General features: G+C 69.4%; 24 protein-coding genes. 16 read left to right on the plus strand and 8 right to left on the minus strand.

Features of this window, described 5'->3' with window-relative positions; all coding sequences use genetic code 11:
• Positions 1–226: 226 nt before the first annotated feature.
• On the plus strand, positions 227–700 hold the full coding sequence (locus tag QMK61_RS08980) for a hypothetical protein (RefSeq protein WP_302071854.1): 474 nt from the start codon (positions 227–229) through the stop codon (positions 698–700).
• Positions 701–864: 164 nt separating this feature from the next.
• Here the strand turns inward: QMK61_RS08980 and QMK61_RS08985 are convergent, their stop codons facing one another.
• Together QMK61_RS08985 and QMK61_RS08990 are read right to left on the minus strand one after the other, a co-directional pair.
• Entirely contained in the window at positions 865–1,641 is a 777-nt protein-coding gene (locus tag QMK61_RS08985; protein WP_302071855.1) for an ABC transporter permease, read from the minus strand.
• The gene (locus tag QMK61_RS08990) at positions 1,638–2,606 is read right to left on the minus strand and encodes an ABC transporter ATP-binding protein (protein WP_302071856.1); all 969 of its coding nucleotides are present in this window, start codon (positions 2,604–2,606) and stop codon (positions 1,638–1,640) included. The genes QMK61_RS08985 and QMK61_RS08990 overlap by 4 nt, the downstream gene beginning before the upstream one ends.
• Positions 2,607–2,698: 92 nt before the next feature.
• Here QMK61_RS08990 and QMK61_RS08995 point away from each other — a divergent pair, with 92 nt between their 5' ends.
• Positions 2,699–3,445 (plus strand): FAD-binding oxidoreductase, encoded by a 747-nt coding sequence (locus tag QMK61_RS08995; RefSeq protein ID WP_302071857.1) that lies wholly within the window; start codon positions 2,699–2,701, stop codon positions 3,443–3,445.
• Between the two features lie 408 nt (positions 3,446–3,853).
• Positions 3,854–4,213 (plus strand): hypothetical protein, encoded by a 360-nt coding sequence (locus QMK61_RS09000; protein WP_302071858.1) that lies wholly within the window; start codon positions 3,854–3,856, stop codon positions 4,211–4,213.
• Between the two features lies 1 nt (position 4,214).
• On the opposite strand, the gene QMK61_RS09005 is transcribed toward QMK61_RS09000, so the two are convergent.
• From QMK61_RS09005 to QMK61_RS09020, 4 genes are all read right to left on the minus strand, one after another.
• Positions 4,215–5,237 (minus strand): fimbrial protein, encoded by a 1,023-nt coding sequence (locus QMK61_RS09005; RefSeq protein WP_302071859.1) that lies wholly within the window; start codon positions 5,235–5,237, stop codon positions 4,215–4,217.
• 137 nt (positions 5,238–5,374) lie between these two features.
• A complete protein-coding gene (locus QMK61_RS09010) occupies positions 5,375–8,152 on the minus strand; it encodes a fimbria/pilus outer membrane usher protein (RefSeq protein ID WP_302071860.1) in 2,778 nt (925 codons plus the stop codon).
• Positions 8,152–8,895, minus strand: a complete 744-nt coding sequence (locus QMK61_RS09015; RefSeq protein WP_302071861.1) for a fimbria/pilus periplasmic chaperone — start codon at positions 8,893–8,895, stop codon at positions 8,152–8,154. Before QMK61_RS09015 ends, QMK61_RS09010 begins: the two co-directional genes overlap by 1 nt.
• Before the next feature lie 75 nt (positions 8,896–8,970).
• Entirely contained in the window at positions 8,971–9,519 is a 549-nt protein-coding gene (locus QMK61_RS09020; protein WP_302071862.1) for a fimbrial protein, read from the minus strand.
• Positions 9,520–10,160: 641 nt separating this feature from the next.
• Here QMK61_RS09020 and QMK61_RS09025 point away from each other — a divergent pair.
• From QMK61_RS09025 to QMK61_RS09065, 9 genes are read left to right on the plus strand one after another with little or no spacing between them, the layout of a single operon-like run.
• On the plus strand, positions 10,161–11,099 hold the full coding sequence (locus QMK61_RS09025) for an alpha/beta hydrolase (RefSeq protein ID WP_302071863.1): 939 nt from the start codon (positions 10,161–10,163) through the stop codon (positions 11,097–11,099).
• Between the two features lie 10 nt (positions 11,100–11,109).
• Complete coding sequence (locus QMK61_RS09030) at positions 11,110–11,715, plus strand: hypothetical protein (protein ID WP_302071864.1); 606 nt, start codon at positions 11,110–11,112, stop codon at positions 11,713–11,715.
• Between the two features lies 1 nt (position 11,716).
• Complete coding sequence (locus QMK61_RS09035) at positions 11,717–12,184, plus strand: hypothetical protein (protein ID WP_302071865.1); 468 nt, start codon at positions 11,717–11,719, stop codon at positions 12,182–12,184.
• Entirely contained in the window at positions 12,181–12,375 is a 195-nt protein-coding gene (locus QMK61_RS09040; protein WP_302071866.1) for a helix-turn-helix transcriptional regulator, read from the plus strand. The genes QMK61_RS09035 and QMK61_RS09040 overlap by 4 nt, the downstream gene beginning before the upstream one ends.
• Positions 12,376–12,393: 18 nt before the next feature.
• Positions 12,394–12,786 (plus strand): hypothetical protein, encoded by a 393-nt coding sequence (locus QMK61_RS09045; protein ID WP_302071867.1) that lies wholly within the window; start codon positions 12,394–12,396, stop codon positions 12,784–12,786.
• A gap of 16 nt (positions 12,787–12,802) precedes the next feature.
• Positions 12,803–13,060, plus strand: coding sequence for a hypothetical protein (locus QMK61_RS09050; RefSeq protein WP_302071868.1), 258 nt, complete (start codon positions 12,803–12,805; stop codon positions 13,058–13,060).
• A 7-nt stretch (positions 13,061–13,067) separates the two neighbouring features.
• Positions 13,068–14,663: an alpha/beta fold hydrolase gene (locus QMK61_RS09055; protein ID WP_302071869.1), complete on the plus strand. Its 1,596-nt coding sequence runs from the start codon at positions 13,068–13,070 to the stop codon at positions 14,661–14,663.
• Positions 14,660–15,394, plus strand: a complete 735-nt coding sequence (locus tag QMK61_RS09060; protein ID WP_302071870.1) for an ATP-binding cassette domain-containing protein — start codon at positions 14,660–14,662, stop codon at positions 15,392–15,394. The genes QMK61_RS09055 and QMK61_RS09060 overlap by 4 nt, the downstream gene beginning before the upstream one ends.
• Complete coding sequence (locus QMK61_RS09065) at positions 15,391–16,563, plus strand: ABC transporter permease (RefSeq protein ID WP_302071871.1); 1,173 nt, start codon at positions 15,391–15,393, stop codon at positions 16,561–16,563. Before QMK61_RS09060 ends, QMK61_RS09065 begins: the two co-directional genes overlap by 4 nt.
• Positions 16,564–16,609: 46 nt before the next feature.
• Here QMK61_RS09065 and QMK61_RS09070 read toward each other — a convergent pair whose 3' ends face one another.
• Positions 16,610–17,479 (minus strand): alpha/beta hydrolase, encoded by an 870-nt coding sequence (locus tag QMK61_RS09070; protein WP_302071872.1) that lies wholly within the window; start codon positions 17,477–17,479, stop codon positions 16,610–16,612.
• Entirely contained in the window at positions 17,476–18,525 is a 1,050-nt protein-coding gene (gene hemH, locus QMK61_RS09075; RefSeq protein WP_302071873.1) for a ferrochelatase, read from the minus strand. Before hemH ends, QMK61_RS09070 begins: the two co-directional genes overlap by 4 nt.
• A 111-nt stretch (positions 18,526–18,636) precedes the next feature.
• Between hemH and QMK61_RS09080 the strand changes: the two genes are divergently transcribed.
• The 4 genes from QMK61_RS09080 to tatC all read left to right on the plus strand — a co-directional run bounded on the left by QMK61_RS09080 (position 18,637) and on the right by tatC (position 20,806).
• On the plus strand, positions 18,637–19,326 hold the full coding sequence (locus tag QMK61_RS09080) for a lipid-binding SYLF domain-containing protein (RefSeq protein ID WP_302071874.1): 690 nt from the start codon (positions 18,637–18,639) through the stop codon (positions 19,324–19,326).
• A 69-nt stretch (positions 19,327–19,395) separates the two neighbouring features.
• Positions 19,396–19,638 carry a Sec-independent protein translocase subunit TatA gene (gene tatA, locus QMK61_RS09085; protein ID WP_302071875.1) on the plus strand — a complete coding sequence of 81 codons (243 nt, stop codon included), beginning with the start codon at positions 19,396–19,398 and terminating at the stop codon, positions 19,636–19,638.
• A gap of 21 nt (positions 19,639–19,659) precedes the next feature.
• A complete protein-coding gene (gene tatB, locus QMK61_RS09090) occupies positions 19,660–20,070 on the plus strand; it encodes a Sec-independent protein translocase protein TatB (RefSeq protein WP_302071876.1) in 411 nt (136 codons plus the stop codon).
• The gene (tatC, locus tag QMK61_RS09095; protein ID WP_302071877.1) at positions 20,057–20,806 is read left to right on the plus strand and encodes a twin-arginine translocase subunit TatC; all 750 of its coding nucleotides are present in this window, start codon (positions 20,057–20,059) and stop codon (positions 20,804–20,806) included. The genes tatB and tatC overlap by 14 nt, the downstream gene beginning before the upstream one ends.
• Positions 20,807–20,812: the final 6 nt, after the last annotated feature.

A 20,812-nucleotide genomic window follows, 5' to 3' on the forward strand; every position in this document is an offset into this window, starting at 1 on the left:
GGAGAACCTCGAACGACCGGGTTTTTGCGCATCTTCCGGTGAAGGCCGGATGAAGCGGATTGCGGGTTTTCGAGGCGACCTGCAGACGGAAGTGAACGCGCCGGGACCGACGACATCCTGTCGAGCGTGACGGGGTTGCCGCCGAGCAAGCCCCGCGGCGGTTCGGCCCCTCATGGGCCACTGCCGCGCTTTCCTGTCGAGTCTTTACATGCACAAGGAGAAACACATGAAAGCGATCAAGTCCCTGGTGTTGGGTTCCCTGATTCTTGCGGGCACGTTGGGTGCGTCGTCGGCGTTCGCGCAATGGACCGTCGGAGGGAGCTCGAGCGGCACCAGCATCGTCGGAGCCGGCCCGACCAATCTCAGTTTCCTGGGGATTTCCTACCCATGCACCGGCACGTTTACCGTGCAGGTCACGAGCGGCGTGGCGGTGGTGACGGCGGCCAGTTTCACGGGCAGTTCGGTATGCACGTCGATCAAGGCGAACCGTCTGCCGTGGATGATCAGCGCTCCTTCGGGAAGCGGGCCGTGGACCGGTACGGTTTCCGGTATCAATGTGACGGCGGCGGGCATCTTCAATTGCTCGGGCAACGCATCCATTGCCGTGAATGCCAATGGCGATGCCAGTTTCAGCGGGTCATTGGGTGTTTGTGCCATTTCCAGCGGCACGCTGCCAAGCAGCCCGAAGATAAACGGCTGAGAGCCTGGCAGGGCTCCGGCGGCGCTTCAGCTTGAAGGGCCGCGGTCCTGGCAACCGCATACGGCCGCCGCCGGACGGGCCGGCCAACTCTCCACATCGCCCGGCCGGATGGCGTTGCTTTGCGTGCTATCTGGCCGGGTTCTGGAGATGAGCTGGCCTGCTCATCAGGAACGCAAGCCGACGCCGCGCTTGAGCAGGCCCAGGGCGAACACGGACAGCACCACCACGAAGGCCACCATCACCAGCAGCGCGGTGCCGACGTGCACGTCGCTGATGCCGAGCACGCCGAAGCGGAAGGTATTGACCATGTACAGGATCGGGTTGGCGCGGGAAATCGCCTGCCATGGCTCGCCCAGCATCCTGATCGAGTAGAACACGCCGCCCAGGTAGGTGAGCGGGGTGATCACGAAGGTGGGCACCAGCGCGATGTCGTCGAACTTCTTCGCGTAGATGGCGTTGATGAAGCCGGCCAGCGCGAAGATGGTGGCGCCCAGCAGGATCGACACCAGCGCCACCAGCGGATGCGCCACGTGCAGGCTGGTGAAGAACAGCGCCACCACCAGGACCAGCGCGCCCACCGCCAGGCCGCGCGCCACCGCGCCGGTGACGTAGCCGGAGAGGATCGCCCAGTGCGACATCGGCGCCACCAGCATCTCCTCCACCGAGCGCTGGAACTTGGCGCCGAAGAACGAGCTGGAGATGTTCATGTAGCTGTTGTTGATCACGCTCATCATCACCATGCCGGGCACGAGGTACTGCATGTAGGGAAAGCCCTCGATGGTGCCGATGCGGCTGCCGATCAGCTTGCCGAAGATCACGTAGTACAGCGTGATGGTGATCACCGGCGGGATCAGCGTCTGCGTCCAGATGCGCAGGATGCGCACGATCTCGCGCCGGGCGATGGTGCGGTAGGCGACGAGGTTGGCGGCGAGGTTGCTCATGCGGAGGCCTCCGTGGCGGCCTGGCCGTTGCGGCCGCCTTCGACCAGGCGCACGAACAGTTCTTCCAGCCGGTTGGTCTTGTTGCGCATCGATGTCACCGTAATGCCGCACGCGGAAAGCCCCGCGAACAGCGAGTTGAGGTCGTGCGTGCGGGCCATCTCCGCTTCCAGCGTGTGCGCGTCCAGGCGGCGCAGCGCGATGCCGGCCAGCGCGGGCAGCTCGGCGGCCGGCGCGGCGATGTCCAGCACGAAGGTCTCCACGTCCAGCTTGGCGAGCAGCGCCTTCATCGAGGTGTTCTCCACGATGGTGCCGCGGTCGATGATCGCGATGTTGCGGCACAGCTGCTCGGCCTCCTCCAGGTAGTGCGTGGTGAGGATCACCGTGGTGCCGGCGGCGTTGATGCCGCTGACGAACTGCCACATCGAGCGGCGGATCTCGATGTCCACGCCGGCGGTGGGCTCGTCGAGGATCAGCAGCTTCGGCTCGTTCATCATCGCGCGGGCGATCATCAGGCGACGCTTCATGCCGCCGGACATCTCGCGCGCCTGGCCGAAGGCCTTGTCCCACAGGCGCAGCTCCTTGAGGTACTTCTCCGCGCGCGGGGCGGCGACCCGGCGCGGGATGCCGTAGAAGCCCGCCTCGTTCACGCAGATGTCGAACGGCTTCTCGAACTGGTTGAAGTTGATTTCCTGCGGTACCAGGCCGATCAGTTTCATCGCCTCGCTGCGCTGCCGGTTCACCGACACGCCGAAGACGCGCGCGTCGCCGCCGCTGGCGTTGACCAGCGAGGAGAGGATGCCGATCAGGGTGGACTTGCCCGCGCCGTTGGGGCCGAGCAGGGCGAAGAAGTCGCCGGGCTGTACGGTCAGCGAGACGCCCTTGAGCGCCTCGACGCCGTTGCCGTAGGTCTTGCGCAGGCTGTCGACGACCAGCGCGGGCGTCGTCTCGGGGTGTGGCTGGGACATGGGCTGCACCGGGGAGGCTGAGCCCCTTATTATAACGGGCCGCATCCTGCCGTCTGGCCACGCCGGACATACACACCGTTTCCGGAACCGCCATGGCCGATCATTTCCAGCTCCGCCTCGTCGACAGCCGCATGCTGGCGCCCACCGTGCGCCACCTTGCCTTCGAGCGCGCGGACGGCCAGCCGCTGGCCTTCGTGCCCGGCCAGTTCCTGCAGATCCACTTCCACTACGACGACGGCATGCCGACCAAGCGCAGCTATTCGGTGGGTACGGTGGGCGACGGCAGCTCGCCGGTGCGGCGCATCGAGATCGCGGTGAGCTACGTGGAAGGCGGCGCGGCCACGAAGCTGCTGGGCGAACTGCCCCTCGGCGGCACCGTCGACGCCAGCGGCCCCTACGGCCGCTTCTGCCTGCAGGACGCCGACGTCCATCCGCGCTACCTGCTGCTGGCCACCGGCACCGGCGTCACCCCGTACCGCGCCATGCTGCCGAAGCTGGAAAAGCTGCTCGCCGCCGGCGATCGCGAGGTGGTGCTGCTGTACGGCGCCCGCAACGAGACCGAACTGCTCTACGGCGAGGAGTTCGAAGCCTTTGCCCAGGCCCACCCGGGCTTCACCTTCCACGGCTGCCTCAGCCGCCAGCCGCGCGCCGTACCGCGTCCGAACGATCGCAGCGGCCACGTGCAGGGCGTGCTGGCCGAACTCGCCCCGCGCGCCGACCGCGACATCGCCTACCTGTGCGGCAACCCCGACATGGTCGACGCGGCCTTCAACGCGCTGAAGGAATACGGCCTGCCGGTGGCGCAGATCCGGCGCGAGAAGTACATCTCCTCGCGCTGATCGCCCGATGCGCTGGCCGCTTCCTCATGGCCGGCCGGGTGGCAGGGGGAGGGCGCCGGCCTTTCGCGCCGGTGCGGAGGCATGGCATGCATCTGGGCTGCGGCATGGGCGGCCTTTCGTCTTGGCCGGGAATGTGATTTGTATCACGTTTTCTGATGCTGCCCATTCGCCTGGAAAAGGTCCCGCCCGGTGCTCACGCCGCAATTACATACGTCGGAGTATTCCCCCGAAAAGCGCACGGTTGCGCCGATTGTGACCTCTCGCATGACGCGATCGGGTTGCAGTGGCAGGGGGCACCAGGGATCTGCTTGGCGGCGCGCCGGTCCGGCGCGCCGCTAAAGCTCGATTGTCGACTGCCGATCTGCACGTCAGGCGTCTCTCTTACCAGAGAGGGCGGCAGGAGGCAGCATGATGGGTCTGATTCGTCCGGTGCTCGCGGCATGCCTCGTGTGCGGCATGTCCCTGACGTTTCCCGCACGGGCGGAAAGCGGCCGTATCACCTTCAATGGCGCCATCGTGGTGCCGACCTGCGCGGCCCCGGTCGAGCCGGAGATGGAAGCCGCCCGGAACGTCCCGGCCAGCCGTTCCTTCGCCTGCGGTGGCCGGGCGCAGGCCACAGGCCACGCCGACACGTCGACGTATCGGCTTTCAGTGATGCGCCTGGACAAGGCGGCGACTGCCGGCAGCCCGCTGTTGCAGTACTTCGTCGACTACCGCGCCTCCATGCATGCCGCCGACGCGCAGCTGGTGACGCGGACCTACGAATAGGCTACTGGTAGTTCAGCGTGTAGGTGGCGACACCCTTCACCGTGCCGGCCGACACGGTCGTGCCCGTCTGGTAATAGCGGGCATACAGGTTGATGGCGTAGTTGCTGGCGGAGGTGGTGCCCGTGCTGAAGGGGGTGCCGAAGGTGACGGGCGTGGCGCCATCCGCCTTGAGGACTTGTACGCCGACGCCGCTTGCATAGCCCGACCCCGTCGTGGGCGCGATCACGCCGGTGGCGCCGGGTTGCGGGTTGGCGGTACCGAGCGTGATGACGACGCCCTGGTTGGTGGGGCAGTTGGTCAGTTGCAGGCTGAAGGGCGTGCTGCCGGCTGTCGAGCCCTGCCCGGAAAGCTGCACGGTGTTGATGCCCGGCAGGGTGACCGTCTTGTTCACCGAACCCGGATCGACGCTGCAGGTGGGGACCTGGATGATGATGTTGGCGCTGATGTTGAAGGTTTCCACCGGCTGCGCCGCCACGGAGCCGTTGCACCCAAGGTAGTAGCCGAAAAAGATATTCGGGTTGCTGCAGATATCGATCTTCCACTGCGACAGCTGGCCGGTCAGGGTGCTGTTGCTGGGAGGCAGGTAAGGTCCGGTATAGACCAGTTGCAGGTTGGACGTGACGCTGTACGTGGAGCTGCCGCTGCCGACCGGGTAATTGGGGTACAGCGCCAGCAAGGTGCTGCTGTCGGGATGCAGCAGACGGTAGGAAATGCCCGGGATGCCGGTGGGGATCAGCGTGTTGTCGCCGTTGACCGGGGTCGATGCGGCGATGGTGTTGACGATGCCGCCGTTGGTGTTTCCATTGCAATCCAGCACCGGCGGATTGGAGGGGTTGGCCGTGTTCGACGTCCACAGCACTGCATTGATCTGCGTGCTTGGCGTCAGCGTGATGGTGCCGGCGTTGAAGCTGACGGTGGTCGCGGCGCCGCTGGTGAACCAGCACGTCGCCTTGGCCGTGCCCGGCACGATAGCCATGCCGACCAGCAACAGGCATGTGCAGAACAGGCCGAACAGGCGCTGCATCCGGTTTGCCGAAGACCCGCGGATCGTCGACGTGAACGGGGTGGCCGGAGACATGTCATGACCTCGCGAATCACGGTGTGGCCGGGTGGCTGCCTGCATGACGATCCGCCTTGCATGCGGTAGGGATGATGGAGTGGTCATGGTGCGCTACCGCTGTGCCCTGCGGCGGCCTGTCCGTCCATGGTGCAAGTGGCATCGACGACGGCCTGGGCCTGCGCGGGCTGTTTCGTGGCGGGCGCCGCGTAAGCGAACGAACACGCGTGCGCGACGCCTTGCGTATCTTGCCACTGCGCGCCGAGCCGACCCGACTGGCCGGCCACCCGCAAAAGGGCCATCCCGCCCTGGCCCACCGTGCCGATCGCCTGGCCCTTGGCGTCCTGCACCTCGGTGCCGAAGGGCAGCGGCTTGCCGTCCGCCATGCGGATGCGTGCGATCAGCGCGCGGCCGTAGCGGCTCTTGAAATTGACCTTCACGACCGCGCCGGCGTAGGGCGCGACACGGGCGCTGGTGGCGTCCAGCTGTACGCCCAGCGGCAGGCCTTGCGGGTCGATCTGGACGGTGTCGAGTTGATAGGGCGCAAGATACGGCACCAATGCGTAGCCGGAGCGGTTCACGCGCACGCCCGGTGCGTTGACGACATGCGCACCGGCGGCGCCGGGTGCGTACGCGATCGCCACGGTATCGCCCGTCGGCTGGCCGAAGGTGACGCCGCCCTGGTGCGCGACGACCGCGCCGCTGGCGCCAAAGGACGTCTGCGAGTAGCCGTTGCCGTGGCCGACGCTGGCGTTGAGCGTGGCGTAGGGGCTGTTGTAGCCGGCATTCACGCTGAAGGTGTTGCCGGTGCCGTCGCCGCCGTGCGAGGCGGAGGCGCCGTAGGTGAACTGGTTCCACTGGCCCAGCGTGCCGTTGAGGGTCGCCTGTTCCTGGGTGCCGTTGTTGTCGTCGCGGTTGACGTTGAACGAAAGGCTGGGGGCATGCGGGGCGTCGCCCAGCGGCAGGCTGGCGTTGAAGAAGACCTGGTTGTCGTAGCCGCCGAACTCGGTGCGCCCGCGGCTGACGGACACGCCCCAGGCCAGCCGGTGGAAATGGCTGTTGTAGCCAAGCTGGAACTGGGTGTCGCGCCCGTTGTGGTTCCAGTAGTCGTTGGCCGTGGCGTTGGCGTACAGCGAGCTGCCATCGTGCCCCAGCTGCTGGTTGAGGGTCAGGGTGAAGCGGTTGCGCTGCTGCAGCAGTCCGCGCGAGGTGTAGAGGCCGTTGCTGTTGTAGGCCGAGCCGTTCAGGGCCGCGATCTGGGCCGGCGTGAGCAGGCTTTGCACGGGCACGCCGTCGATCGTCTGCACGTTGGTCGGCAGGTATTGCAGGGCGTTCAGGCCGCGGCGCGCGTAGTCGCGTGCGGACTCGGCGTCGTTGAGGCTCAGGAAGCCGCTGGTGGAATAGCGGTAGGCCGCCACGCTGAGCGAGGTGTTGGTCTCCGGGACGATCTTGCTGTAGGTGACGCGAAAGCTCTGGCCGTTGTAGGTGCCGTTGCCCGGGATGACCGCATGGGCCTGGGTGACGTCCAGCGCCAGCGCGCCGAAGCGCGTGTTGAACGCGCCGCCGACCAGCGCCGCGGCATAGCCCTGCGAGCCCTGCACGCCGGCGTAGCCGGTGAAGCGGTTGCCGAAGCCGTGCTGCATGGCGGCCTGGACCACGCCCGGCTTGTCGTGCAGGGCGGTGTCGCGCAGCTGACCCACGGCGACGTCGAAACGGGTGATGCCGGGGCGCATGAGCTGCGCCACCGAGGCATAGGGCACCTTGAAGCCGTGCTGGCGGCCGTCGGCTTCGGTCACGGTCACGTCCAGGTCGCCGCCATAGCCGGTCGGGTACAGGTCGTCGATGACGAACGCACCCGGCGCCACGGTGGTCTGGTAGATCTGCATGCCGTTCTGGCTCACCGTGACCTTGGCGTTGGTGTCGGCGACGCCGCGCACCACCGGCGCATAGCCGCGCAGCGACTGGGGCAGCATGCGGTCGTCGGTGCCCAGTTGCACGCCGCGCAGGCCGTAGCTGTCGAACACGGCGCCGTCGGTATAGCTGTCGCCTATGTTCAACACGGAGCGCCACTTGGGCAGCGCGCGCTGCACGTACGTGTCGATGTTCTGCCAATGGCGCTGGCCGGACCGGCTGGCCGTCCCCGATTGCCAGGTGACGGTACTGTCCTGCCGCAGCTGCCAGAGGCCGATGTTCAGGCCGGCGCGAAGTCCCAGGTAGGTGCTGGTCTGGCCTTGCCCGTTGCTGGTGGTGCGATAGCTGTTGAAGTTGTAGTTGAGCAGGAACGCCGGCACGCCCGCGCTCCACGACGTCGGGTTGACCCAGCCGCGCGGCATCTGGTTCATGTAGGCCTGCGGCACGCTGGCGTCCAGGCGCAGGTTCGGCATGTCGAGCACCAGCCTGGCGCCCGGAATCAGCTCGCCCAGGCCCACGCAGGCGCCAGGCGATTGCAGTCGCGCGGCGGCCGCGGCGGCGGACTTGACGGGCGCCAGGCCCATGCGGTCGAGCAGGTCGGTGCTGGCGCACGGCACGGCGCTGGCGTCGGGCGAGGGGGCGGCGAAACGCACGTCCATCCGGCCGATCCAGTTCTCGCCGAGGTAGACGTCCAGGTTGTAGATGCCGGGCAGTACCGGGTTGCCGTGCTCGAAGCGCGCGAGATCGGCGGCGCTGCCGCCGGCACCGGCCAGCAGGCTGCGGTCGAAATTGGCGAAGCCGCCGCTGGCGCTGGCATCGGCGGCGGCGCCTCCGGGGGCCGCGCTCGCAGCGGCTGCCGCCCACGCGGGAGTGGACCCGCCAAGGGCGGCGGCCAGCGCCACGCCACAGGCCACCGCGAGCGCGGCGCGGCGCGTCGGCAGGTGGCCGGAGCGGGCGCGCTGCGGTTCCATTACGGCGCCACGGTGCCCTGGTGGGTATCTGCCGCGCCGAAGTCGTTGATGGTGACGAACACGACCGGCGTGCCCGCGGCAGGCGCCTGCGCAGCGCCTTTCAGGGTCAGGCACAGGTCGCCGAAGGGCGCCACCATGCCGTTGGTCTCAGGGAGAGGCTTGCTGCCGGCGCCGAGCGACAGGCTGCTGATCGTGACGTAGTACGGCGTGGGGTTGTGCACCTCCAGCGCCGCGCCCTGTCCGGCGGCCTTGAAGACCAGCTTGTCGGATGCCTTCAGCGCATCGCCCGCCAGGCCGGCCGGACGGTAGAACAGTTTCAGCCGCGAACGGATCGCGAACTGCAGATAGTTGCGGCCGGCATACTGGGCGCCGGTGGGCTTGGGCGGGATCTCCAGCACGTTCAGCCAGAACAGCGACTCGCGGTCGGTCGGCAGCGGATGGGAGCCCTGCGTGGAGAGGATGCGCAGACTCTGGTCCTTGTGCGGATCCATGCGGAACAGCGGGGGCGTGATCAGGAACGGCGTGCTGACGCTGTCGGGTGTCGAATCCTGGTTGCCGGTGTCGATCCACGCCTCGACCAGCGCAGGGTGATCGCCTTCGTTGGACAGGCGTACGGTGACCTCGCCCTGCTGGGCGGGGAACACCACGCGGGTGCCGCCGATGACGATGCCGGCCCGGGCCACCGGGATCGACAGGCACAAAGCGAGTACCGCCGTGCCAAATGCACGGGTCAGGGTGTTCATGGGAACCTCTGCGGCGGGGGCGGGTTGCAGCCGGCTGCCGCATTCGTGCGAATGCGGCAGCCGGGGGGCGTGCGCTTAGTTGTAGGTCAGCGTGTAGGTCACCGACGCGGCCACCGTGCCGGCGGTGACGGCCGTGGACGTCGGCTGGTAGTACTGGGCCTGGTAGCTCAGCGTGGCCGTGCCACCGGCGGAGATGGTGGCGTTGACCGGGTTGGGGTTCGTGTTCAGGTTGACAGCAGTGCCCCCCGCGTTGGTCATCTGGACCTCGACGTTGGAGTTGCCCGCGCCGGTGGCGTTCTTGATGGCGCCGGTCGTCCCGTCGATGCTGGCGCCGGAGAACGCCGCGCCCACCACGACACCCGACGGGGTCGTCGGGCAGCCGGTCAGGTTCAGCGAGAACGGCGTCAGGCCCGCGGTGGAGCCCTGGGCGGTGAAGTTGCTGACGGGGACGTCGGGCAGGGTGACCGCCACGTTGCCGCCGGTCGCATTGCTGACGGTGCAGGTCGAGGACAGGACCTTGCCGTTGAAGGTGACGGTGCCGTCGGCGGCGCGGGCCGCCTGCGGGACGAACGCCGCGGCGCCGAAGGCGACGGCAAGCGCAGAGGTGAGAAGCAGCTTGTTCATGATGTTTCCTTGGGTTCCACAGTGAATTGAGGTGTGCGGCATCGTGTGCGGCAGGTTCGGTGGGCGCCGCTTTCCGGCGGGCAATCGAGCTGTGCCGCCGGCGGGAGCTAGAGCAATCATCGTGCCATAGTGTGATATGCCCCACATTTTGTCGCCCGATCGGCCACGTTTTCGGCCATAAGTCCTATGGACGAAGCCGTTCAGGTATGGTTGGGGTGCTGAAAAGAAGGCGGTGTTGTCCAAAGCTGACGCGGTGCGTCAAACGCCTTGTCTGGCAATTGCCCCAAGTGGGCGGCAACGGGTTCATTCCGTTTCACCTTCTCCCCCGATCATCCGCGCTGCACGCCAATGGCGCGCCGCCGGACTCTACAAAGAGCGCTGGGCAACGGCCGCCTGGAACGGAAGCCGTTGCTTTCGGATTCTCCGATCCGTATCTGCCCAGCACGAAAGCCGGGCCGGCTGGGCTGGCGCTAGCTTAGGCTCCCGGTTCGACGTCGGCAGTAGGACGATTCCGAAAAAATCGGGTGACAGCGCTGGCAATGGTGATCCTTTTCCCGCAAGGCGCGATGTAAAGCTTGCTTTACACCCTTTCATGTGTAAAGCTTGCTTTACATGGGCGCTGAATGCGCGGGAGGAGTGTCATGCGGAAGCATCGTGGCTGGCGGTACGCCTTGGTGGTGGCGCTGGCCGGTTTGGCCGGGGCGTCGATGGCGGCGGAGGCCGTGCCGGCGGAGCGGATCGGCACGCTGCAGGTGCAGCGCCACGGCGATCGCGGCCGCCCGGTGATCCTGATCCCGGGCCTGGAGTGCGGCCCGTGGGTATGGCAGCGGACCATCGCCGACCTCGAAAAGGACCACGTGGTGTACGCGGTGACGCTGGCCGGCTTCGACGGCGTGCCCGCGCCGGCGCCGGACGCGAAGGCCGGCACGCTGCTGGATCGCGCCGACGCCTCGCTGCTTAAACTGATCGAGCGCAGGCACCTCGACAAGCCAGTGCTGGTGGGCCACAGCATCGGCGGCACGCTGGCGCTGCGCTTCGCCGGCGAACACGCGGACCTGCTTTCGGGCGTGGTAGCGGTGGACGGCTTGCCGGTCTTCCCCGGCATGGAGCGGGTGGGCGCGGCGCAGCGCCAGGCCATGGCCGGGCAGATGAAGGCCAGGTACGCCGCGATGACGCCGGCGCAATTCCAGGCCGCGGCCTTGTCGTACATGCGCATCATGGGCGTGATCGATCCGCAGCTGGCCGCGCGCGCCGCGCCGCGGCTGGCGCGCAGCGACGCCGCCGCCACCGCCGACTACATGGCCGCGGACCTTGCGGCCGACTATCGCCCCGGCCTGAAGCAGGCGAACGTGCCGATCCTCGAGATATCGCCGTACAACGCGCCGGATTTCGCGGCCGCGGCCGCGATGAGCAAGCAGCCGGTGATGAGCGAGGAACAGAAGGCAACCTATTACCGGAGCCTGCTGGCGAATGCGCCCTATGCGAAGGTGGTGTCGGTCTCGCCGTCGCGCCACTTCGTGATGCTCGACCAGCCGGCGAAGTTCCGGCAGGTGCTGGACGGTTTCCTGGAATCGCCGTGAGGGCCGTGGCATGTCGCGCCTGACCAACAAGCGCTACCAGCAGCAGCTGATGCTGACCATGGCCGTCTATGTGGTCGTGCTGCTCGGGGCCGGCTCGCTGGTGCACGTCGTGGCGAGCCTGCCGCTGAAGGCGATGCTGGCGGTGGTGCCGGTGCTGCCGATGCTCTACGTGATCGCGCTGATATGGCGCCGCATCCGCGACAGCGACGAACTGGAGCAGCGCATGCATCTGGTGTCGCTGGGCGCGGCGACCGCGCTGGTGTCCGCGCTCAGCATGGTGGTCGGCTTTCTCGCCGCCGACGGCGTGCTGGAGCTGGACGGCAGCGTGCTGATCTGGGTGTTCCCGGTGCTGATATTCGGCTACGGGATGGCCAGCCGCCGGGTCGGCCGCCGCTACGGCATGGAGGGCATGTGCGACGGCGAGGGCACCGAGTGGCTGCCGTGGTACTTCGCGGGCATTGGCGCGCTGATGGGACTGCTCGCGCTGTACGTGTGGTGGCGCCATCTCCCGCGGGAGGCGGCATGGTTCGCCGCCACGGCAGGCCTCTTCGCGGTGCTGGCCGCATGGGCCCGGTGGCGCCATGTCCGCGCGCGCCGCCACGGGCAGGAGCCTTGACATGCACGCGCTTCGTACATGGCTGGACCGCTTCAACGACTGGCAGGCCCGCGCGCAGGCGCGCCGCGCGGTGGAACGCATGGAACGCGCGGTGGAACCTGCCCGGCGCATGACGCGCGGCCAGGCATGGGCGCTGCTGGGCTACTTCGCCGCGCTGCTGGCATCGCGCGCCTGGCTGCCGCAGCTGGTGAGGTCGCCGCTGCGCGCGCCGGTGGCCCTGCTGCCGTTGCCGTTCATCGTGGCGATCGTGGCGCTGTCCGTGCGCCGGGTGGTGGCGATGGACGAACTGCAGCGGCGCGTCGAAGGCGTGGCGCTGGCGGTGGCGGCGATCGCCGCCTGGCTGGGCCTGGGCGTCTGCTGGCTGCTGCAGCACGCCGGCGTGCCGGTGCCGGTAGCGCAGCTGGGCTTCGTGGGCATGCCGCTGCTGTACGTGTTCGCGCGGCGCTGGGCGGGCCGGCGCTACGCATGAACAACCGGGTGCGCGAACTGCGCGGCGAGCGCGGCTGGTCGCAGGCGGACCTGGCCGCACACCTCGACGTGTCGCGGCAGACCGTCAACGCCATCGAGACGGGGAAGTACGACCCCAGCCTGCCGCTCGCCTTCAAGCTGGCGAAGCTGTTCGGGCTGGCGATCGAGGCGATTTTCGAACCGGTCGACTGAAACCGGTGGAGGGGAGTCATGGACAAGAAGTGGTGGAAGCAGTACGCGCGGGCGATCCTGCCGCCGGCGGTGCTGACCGTGGGCCTGGCGATGTGCCTGCGCGCCTTCGGGCACGGGCAGGGACCGGGCGTGCGCCTGGCGCTGGTGGCGGCACTGATGGCCAGCTACGCGTGGCTGGGCTGGACCGAATACCGGCAGATCCTGCGTCGCGACGAGCTGCGCCGCCGGCTGGAGATGGAGGCGATGATGCTGGCCTTCATCGCTTCGGTGGGGATCATCCTGGCGCTGTTCTTCCTGCACGCCTTCAAGCTGGTACAGGCCAGGCCGGACATGGCGCTGCTGGTGCAGTTCGGCTGTTACCTGGCCGCCCAGTTGCTGGTGCGCTTCCGCTACCGCTACTGGGCGCCGTGAGGGCAGGGGGATGACGATGGGATCGACGATGCGCAAACTGGGGGCGGGCCTGGCGCTCGCCGTGGTGCTGGTGGTGCTGGCGCCCGGGCGGCATGCGGGGGCGCTGCCGGCAAGCGACCGGGAGACGACCACGGTGCTGGTCACGCCCGCGTTGCCGCTGGGGGTGGTGGATCTGCAAGTGAGGCTGGTGTGCGGCACGCCTTCCGCGTGCGCGCTGGAACGACGACTGGGGCGCACGCTGGCGGCGCTGCTGGGCTGGACCGACGGGGAGTAGACGAGGCATGGGCATTTCTGCGCGCAACGGTTTGCGCATCGCGATCGCCGTGGGTGCGGTCGGCTGGTTCGGCTGGAGCTGGCTGCACCAGCACCGGCAGCATGCGGCGTCGGATGCCGCGACGACGACGGAGGCGGCCCCTGCCGTCGCCGCCACCACGCTGGCGCGGCCGCTGCCTCCGCCCGCGCCGCGGACATGGCGACTCGGTTCGCTGACGCTGACCGCGTGCGAGCTGGGGCGGCCCGGCGACGGCGTGCGGGCGCAGGCCTGGTGCACCGATTTCCCGGTGCCGGAAAACCGCGCCGATCCGCACGGGCGGCGGATCAAGTTGCACCTGGCGGTGGTGCGCAGCGAAGCGGCCGTGCCGGACAAGAGCCTGGCGGTGCTGCTGGCCGGCGGCCCCGGAGAGGCCGCCACCGCGGTGTGGAAGACCGAGGCGAGCGCCTTCGCCGGCGTGCTGAAGCGGCACAATGTGCTGCTGCTCGATCAGCGCGGCACCGGTGGCTCCAACGCGCTGGTCTGCAAGGCGGCGCAGGACGACAACGGCGGCAGCCTCGACGAGGCCGACCCGGACAAGCTGCGGGCGCTGGCGAAGACCTGCCTGGACGAGATCACGCCGCACGCCGATCCGCGCTTCTACACCACCAGCATCGCGGTGCAGGACCTGGAGGACGTGCGCAAGGCGCTGGGTTCGCCCGTGCTCGACCTGGTCGGCGTGTCCTACGGCACGCGCATGGCGCAGCAGTACCTGCGCCATCACCCCGATGCGGTGCGCAGCGTGGTGCTGGATTCCCCGGTGCCGAACCAGGTGCTGGTGGGCCAGGACTTCGCCGCCAACCTCGACCGCGTGCTGAAGCTGGACTTCGCCCGCTGCACCGCCGACGCGGCGTGCAGGAAGCGCTTCGGCGATCCCATGCAGACCCTGCGCCAGCTGCGCGACGCGCTGCGCGCCAACCCGCATCAGGTGAGCTTCCGTGACCCGCGCAGCTGGGAGCTGGTGACGCGCCCGCTCGATGCGCAGGTGCTGGTGGGCCTGGTGCACATCTTCGCCTACACCGCGGAAACCGCGGCCCTGCTGCCGCTGACCATCGACGCCGCCGCCCACGGCGACGTGGCGCCGCTGATGGGCCAGGAGCGCCTGATGAGCCAGGACATGAACGGGGACATCAATCCCGGCATGTTCCTGAGCGTGGTATGCAGCGAGGACGCCGACCTGATCCAGCCGCGCCCGGAAGACGCCGACACCCTGCTCGGCAACCACTTCGTCGAGGCGCTCAAGGCGCAATGCTCGGTATGGCCGCACGGCGCGCGTCCGGACGATTTCCATGCGCCGCTGAAGAGCGGCAAGCCGATCCTGATCCTCGACGGCGAACTCGACCCGGTGACGCCGCCGGCCTACGGCAAGACCATCCTGGCCGGGCTTTCCGACGGACGCCAGCTGCTGTTCAAGGGCCAGGGCCACAGCAACCTGATGCGCGGCTGCATGCCGAAGCTGCTGGCGAACTTCATCGAGCGGCCGGACCCGAAGGCGCTCGATGCCAGCTGCCTGGACCGGCTGGGCCCGGTGCCCGCCTTCGTCGACTTCAACGGAGCCACCCCATGATCGAGGTAAGCAACCTGCGCAAGGCGTTCGGCAAGGTGCAGGCGGTGGACGGCGTCAGCTTCCGCGCCCGCGACGGCGAGATCACCGGCCTGCTCGGCCCCAACGGCGCCGGCAAGACCACCACGCTGCGCATGCTCTACACCCTGATGAAGCCGGACGGCGGCGAGGTGCGCGTGGACGGCGTCGACGCCGCCGCCGACCCGCTGGCCGTGCGCCGCACCCTCGGCGTGCTGCCGGACGCGCGCGGCCTGTACAAGCGGCTGACCGCGCGCGAGAACATCGAGTACTTCGCGCGCCTGCACGGGGTGGAGACGCCGCAGCTGCATGCGCGCCGCGAGGCGCTGGTCGATGCGCTGGAGATGCGCGACATCCTGGACCGCCGCACCGAGGGCTTCTCGCAGGGCCAGCGGGTGAAGACCGCGATCGCCCGCGCGCTGATCCACGACCCGCGCAACGTGATCCTCGACGAGCCCACCAACGGCCTCGACGTGATGGCCACCCGCGGCCTGCGCCAGTTCATGCAGGCGCTGAAGGCGGAGGGCCGCTGCGTGCTGTTCTCCAGCCACATCATGCAGGAGGTGGCGGCGCTGTGCGACCGCATCGTGGTGATCGCGCACGGCCGCGTGGTGGCCGACGAGACCCCCGATGCGCTGCGCGCGCAGACCGGCGAGAACAACCTGGAGGACGCGTTCGTGAAGATCATCGGCAGCGAGGAGGGCCTGGCCGCATGAAAGCGCTGACCGTCTTCCTCAAGGAAGTGAAGGAAAACCTGCGCGACAAGCGCACCGTGATGAGCGCGCTGCTGTACGGGCCGCTGATCGGGCCGATCCTGTTCGTGCTGATCCTCAACGCCTCGGTCACGCGCGAGCTGGACAAGGCGGAGCAGCCGCTGAAGGTGCCGGTGGTCGGCGCCCAGTACGCGCCGCACCTGCTCGACGCGCTGAAGCAGCAGGGCCTGGTACCGCAGCCGCCGGTGGCCGATCCGGAGGCGGTGGTGCATGCGCAGGACGCCGACGTGGTGCTGCGCATCCCGGCCGGCTACGGCCAGGCCTGGCGCCGCGGCGAACCGGCCGAGGTGGAACTGGTGTACGACTCCTCGCGGCGCGATTCCAGCGCCCAGGAGCACCGCCTGCGCGAGATGGTGCAGGCCTACGCGCAGCAGCAGGGCCTGATGCGGCTGGTGGCGCGCGGCTTGCCGCCCACGCTGGCGGTGCCGGTGGTGGCGGTGGGGCGCGACCAGTCCACGCCGCAGTCGCGGGCGGGCCTGATGTTCGGCATGCTGCCGTACTTCTTCGTGCTCACCGTGTTCCTCGGCGGCATGTACCTGGCGATCGACCTCACCGCCGGCGAGCGCGAGCGGCAATCGCTGGAGCCGCTGTTCGCCAACCCGCTGCCGCGCTGGCAGATCCTGCTGGGCAAGTTGGGCGCGATCTGCGCGTTCTCGCTGGCCAGCCTGGTGATCACCGTGGTGGCGTTCGCCGTCGCCGGACGCTTCCTGCCCACCGAGAAGCTGGGCATGACGCTGGACCTCGGCTTTGCCTTCGGCGGCCGCGTGCTGCTGCTGATGCTGCCGCTGCTGGTGTTGCTGGCCGCGCTGCAGACGCTGGTGGCGGCGTTCGCCAAGAGCTACCGCGAGGCGCAGACCTACCTGCAGATCCTGATGTTCGTGCCGATCCTGCCCTCGATGCTGCTCACCTTCGCGCCGGTGAAGACCGCGGACTGGATGTACGCGGTGCCGGTGCTGGCGCAGCAGATCGGCATCACCGCCTTGCTGCGCGGCGGCGCGGTGAGCGCATCGCAGATCGGCCTGTGCCTGGTTTGCGGCTTCGCGGTGGCGCTGGTGGCGGTGCTGGCCACCGCCTGGGTGTACCGCTCCGAGCGGCTGGCGATCTCGGCGTGACGTGGGTCCCGCCGCCCTGGCGCCGGCCGGGGCGGCGGATCGATCATCAGGATGCCGCGTGGCCTTCGCCGGCGTGGCGTTGCATCCACAGTGCCACCGCCCCGGGGTGCTCCAGGTGCAGGTGATGGCCGCCGTCGATATGCTCGACCGTGATGCGCGGCACGCAGGCGGCGCGGGCGCGCATGGTGGCGTCGGGCAGGTACGGCGTGGCGGGGCGCGCCAGTAGCAGGGCGGTGGGCGCCTCGATGCCGGCGAGCAGGGCGTGGACCTGGGTTTCCGCCAGCCGTACGGCGCTGGGACGGGTGAGCCGCGGGTCGCTGCGCCATTGCCAGCCGCCGGCAGTTTCGCGCAGGCCGCGTTCGACGATCGGGCGCGCCAGTTCGGCGGCGAGTCCGCCGGCCACGGCGCGGGTGCGGACGGCCTGGTCCACGTCGCGGAACAGGCGCAGCGTCTTCCCGTTCGCGGACGTGGCCGCAAGCGCCTGGCGGAAGCGGTGCAGCGTGTCGCCGCCGTCGTCGCCCAGCGGACCCAGGCCCTCGACCAGCCACAGCCGCTCCACCCGCGCCGGCGCGGCGGCGGCGACCAGCGAGGCGATGCCGGCGCCGAGCGAATGGCCGAGCAGGGCGAAGCGCGGCAGGCCCAGCGCGTCGGCCGCGTCCAGCACCGCGCGCACGTAGTCGGGCAGCGCGTAGCCGCCGGCGGCGGGCGGCAAGTGGTCGCTGTGGCCGTGGCCGGGCAGGTCGAGCGCGATCACCTGCCGGTGCGCGGCCAGCAGCGGCGCCAGGCGCGCGAAGCTGGCGGCGTTGTCCAGCCAGCCGTGCAGGGCGAGCAGCGGCGGCAGGGTCCCGTCGCCCCAGGCCAGGGCGGCCAGCCCGAGCCGCGGCAGCGCGAGGCGGCGTTCGATCGGCGCGCTCATGCGCCGCCGGCCGACGGCCAGCCTTGCGTGTGGCGCCATACCAGGGCGGCGAGGCTGGCCACCTGTTCCGGACCGTCGTTGAGCGCGGGGATGTAGCGCAGCGCCTCGCCGCCGGCGGCGAGGAAGAAGTCGCGGTTCTGCAGGGCGATTTCCTCCAGCGTCTCCAGGCAGTCCACCGCGAAGCCGGGGCAGGCCACGTCCAGCCGCCTCACACCCTCGCCGGCGAGGCGGCGCACGGTGGCGTCGGTGTACGGCTGCAGCCAGGTCTCGCGCCCCACGCGCGACTGGAAGCTGGTGAGCAGCTGCGTTTCGTCCAGGCCCAGCCGCCGGCGCAACAGGCGCGCGGTGGCGTGGCATTGGTCCGGGTAGGGGTCGCCCTCGCGCGCATAGCGCTCAGGGATGCCGTGGAAGGACAGCAGCAGCCTGTCGCCGCGGCCGTTCGCGGCCCACCAGCGCTCGATGCGCGCGGCCAGCGCCTCGATGTGGCCGGGGTCGTCGTGGTAGTCGTTGACGAGGCGCAGCTCGGGCGGCCAGCGCAGCGTCTTCAGCGTGTCGGCCACGGCATCGATCACCGAGCCGGTGGAGGTGGCGGAATATTGCGGGTACAGCGGCAGTACCAGCAGGTGGCGCACGCCTTCGCGCTGCAGCCGTTCGATCTGCGCGCGCACCGACGGCTGGCCGTAGCGCATCGCCAGGGCCAGGCGGAAGGTGCCGGGGCGCCGGCGGTCCAGCTCGGCCTGCAGCGCGGCGGCGAGCGCTTCGCTGTACACCCGCAGCGGCGAGCCCTGCGGCGTCCAGATGCGCGCGTAGGCATGGGCCGAGCGGCGCGGGCGGATGCGCAGGATCACCCCGTGCAGGATCGGCCACCAGCGCCAGCGCGGGTAGTCGATCACCCGGCGGTCGCCGAGGAACTCGGCCAGGTACGGGCGCAGCGCCCGTGCGGTGGGCGCGTCCGGGGTGCCCAGGTTCACCAGCAGCACGCCTGTCTGAACGGGCGGCCCGTCATGGCCGGTGGCAGGGTCGATATCGGTGCGGGGACGTGGCATCGTGGCGGCGGCGACGGGACAAGCCGTGGCAGTCTGCCACAAGCGTCCCGCCTCGCGGCCGGCGCGATGCGCCGCCGCACGATCTTCCAACGTCTTGCCAGGAGACATTCCATGTTCAAGCTGTCGCTGCGTCGCCTGTTGCCCGTCGCGCTGGTCCTGCTGCTGCCGGCGATGTCCGCGCACGCCGAGGACCCGCCGCTGGTGCGCGCCCAGAACGCGGTGCGCGTGCTCAACGACATCGAGCAGGCGCCGGACAAGTCCATCCCCACCGACCTGCTGAAGGAAGCCCACGCGATCGCGGTGATCCCGGACCTGGTGAAGGCCGGCTTCATCTTCGGCGGCCGCCGCGGCGAGGGGCTGATCTCGGTGAAACGGCCGGACGGCACCTGGTCCAACCCCAGCTTCATCACCCTCACCGGCGCCAGCGTGGGCTTCCAGGCCGGCGTGTCGTCCACCGACGTGGTGCTGGTGTTCCGCACCCAGCGCGGGGTGGATTCCATCGTCAACGGCAAGTTCACCCTCGGCGCGGACGCCGCCGCCGCGGCCGGCCCGGTGGGGCGCAACGCCAGCGCATCCACCGACGGCCACCTGAAGGCCGAGATCTACTCCTACTCGCGCTCGCGCGGCCTGTTCGCCGGCGTGGCGCTGGACGGCGGCGTGATGCGCATCGACTACGACGCCAACGCGGCCGTGTACGGCGCCGGCATCACCCCCCGGCGCATCTTCGAGGGCGGCGTGAGCAACGTGCCCACCGCGGTGGTGAACTTCCGCGACGCGCTGGAGGAGTACACTTCCAGGTGACCGCCATGTGCGAATATCGGCGTTCCCGCGGGCGGAGCCGTTTCCGCCCGGGGCGCCTCGAGGAACATCATGGGTTTTGACAGCTTCTGGCACTGGATCATCCTGCTGGTCGTGGTGCTGCTGATCTTCGGCACCAAGAAGATCCGCAACCTGGGGCCGGACCTCGGCAACGCGGTGCGCGGCTTCAAGAAGGCCATGCACGGCGATGACGACGACGCCAAGCCGAAGACCGCCGAGCAGCTCAAGGCCGATCCGCCGGCGTCGGCGCAGTCGGCCACGCAGGAACAGCGCGACTCCACCGAGTCGAAGTAGGCGCGTGCGGCGAGGCGGTCGATGATCGAGATCAGCTTCGGCAAGCTGGTGCTGCTGGCGCTGATCGCGCTGATCGTGCTCGGCCCCGAGAAACTACCCGGCGCGGCACGCACCGCGGGCGCGCTGCTGCGCCGCGTGCGCAACGGCTGGGACAGCGTGCGCGCCGAGGTGGAGCGCGAGCTGGAGGTGGAGGAGATCCGCCGCGCCGCGCGCGAGGCGGCGAAGCAGGCCGAGACCGTGCAGAAGGAGGTCGAGGCCGGCGTGCGGCAGGTGCGCGAGCCGATGGAGGAAGCCGTCGCCACGGTGAAGTCGGCCGACGCGCCGGCGGCGGAGCCGGCCACGCCGGACCCCGCCGCCGACGGGATGCAACCGGAATTGCCGCTGGGCGGGCCGGCCGCCGGCACGAAGGAGTCGCCGCATGAGCGAGCCTGAGTCCGACCTCGGCGACGACCTGCAGCAGGGCCTGTTCTCGCACCTGCTGGAGCTGCGCTCGCGATTGCTGAAGTGCGTGGCCACCGTGGTGGTCGTGCTGCTGGCGCTGGTGCCCTTCGCCAACCGCCTGTACAGCGAACTGGCCGCGCCCCTGGTGGCGCGGTTGCCGCAGGGCGCGCACCTGATCGCCACCGAAGTGGCCAGCCCCTTCCTCACCCCCCTGAAGTTGGCCTTCTACGTCGCGCTGTTCGTCGGCATGCCGGTGATCCTGTACCAGCTGTGGGCCTTCGTCAGCCCGGGCCTGTACCGGCACGAGAAGCGGCTGGCGCGTCCGCTGCTGGTGGCGGCGCTGGTGCTGTTCTACCTGGGCTGCGCGTTCGCCTATTTCCTGGTGCTGCCGGCGGCGTTCCGCTTCCTCACGGCGGTGACGCCGCAGGGCGTGGAGATGATGACCGACATCACGCATTACCTCGACTTCGTGATGCTGATGTTCTTCGCCTTCGGCCTGTGCTTCGAGGTGCCGGTGGCGGTGGTGATCCTCGCCGCGGTGGGCGTGGTGGATCTGGCGAAGCTGCGCGGCGCGCGGCGCTACGCCATCGTGGGCGCGTTCGCCATCGCCGCGGTGATCACGCCGCCGGACGTCACCTCGATGATCATGCTGGCGATCCCGATGTGCCTGCTGTACGAGCTGGGCCTGCTGGCGGTGCGCTGGCTGCTGCCCGCTTCCACCAAGTAAAAGCGC

The organism is Fulvimonas sp. R45, from assembly GCF_030504985.1.
In the GTDB taxonomy this organism is placed as follows: Bacteria; Pseudomonadota; Gammaproteobacteria; order Xanthomonadales; family Rhodanobacteraceae; genus Rhodanobacter_A.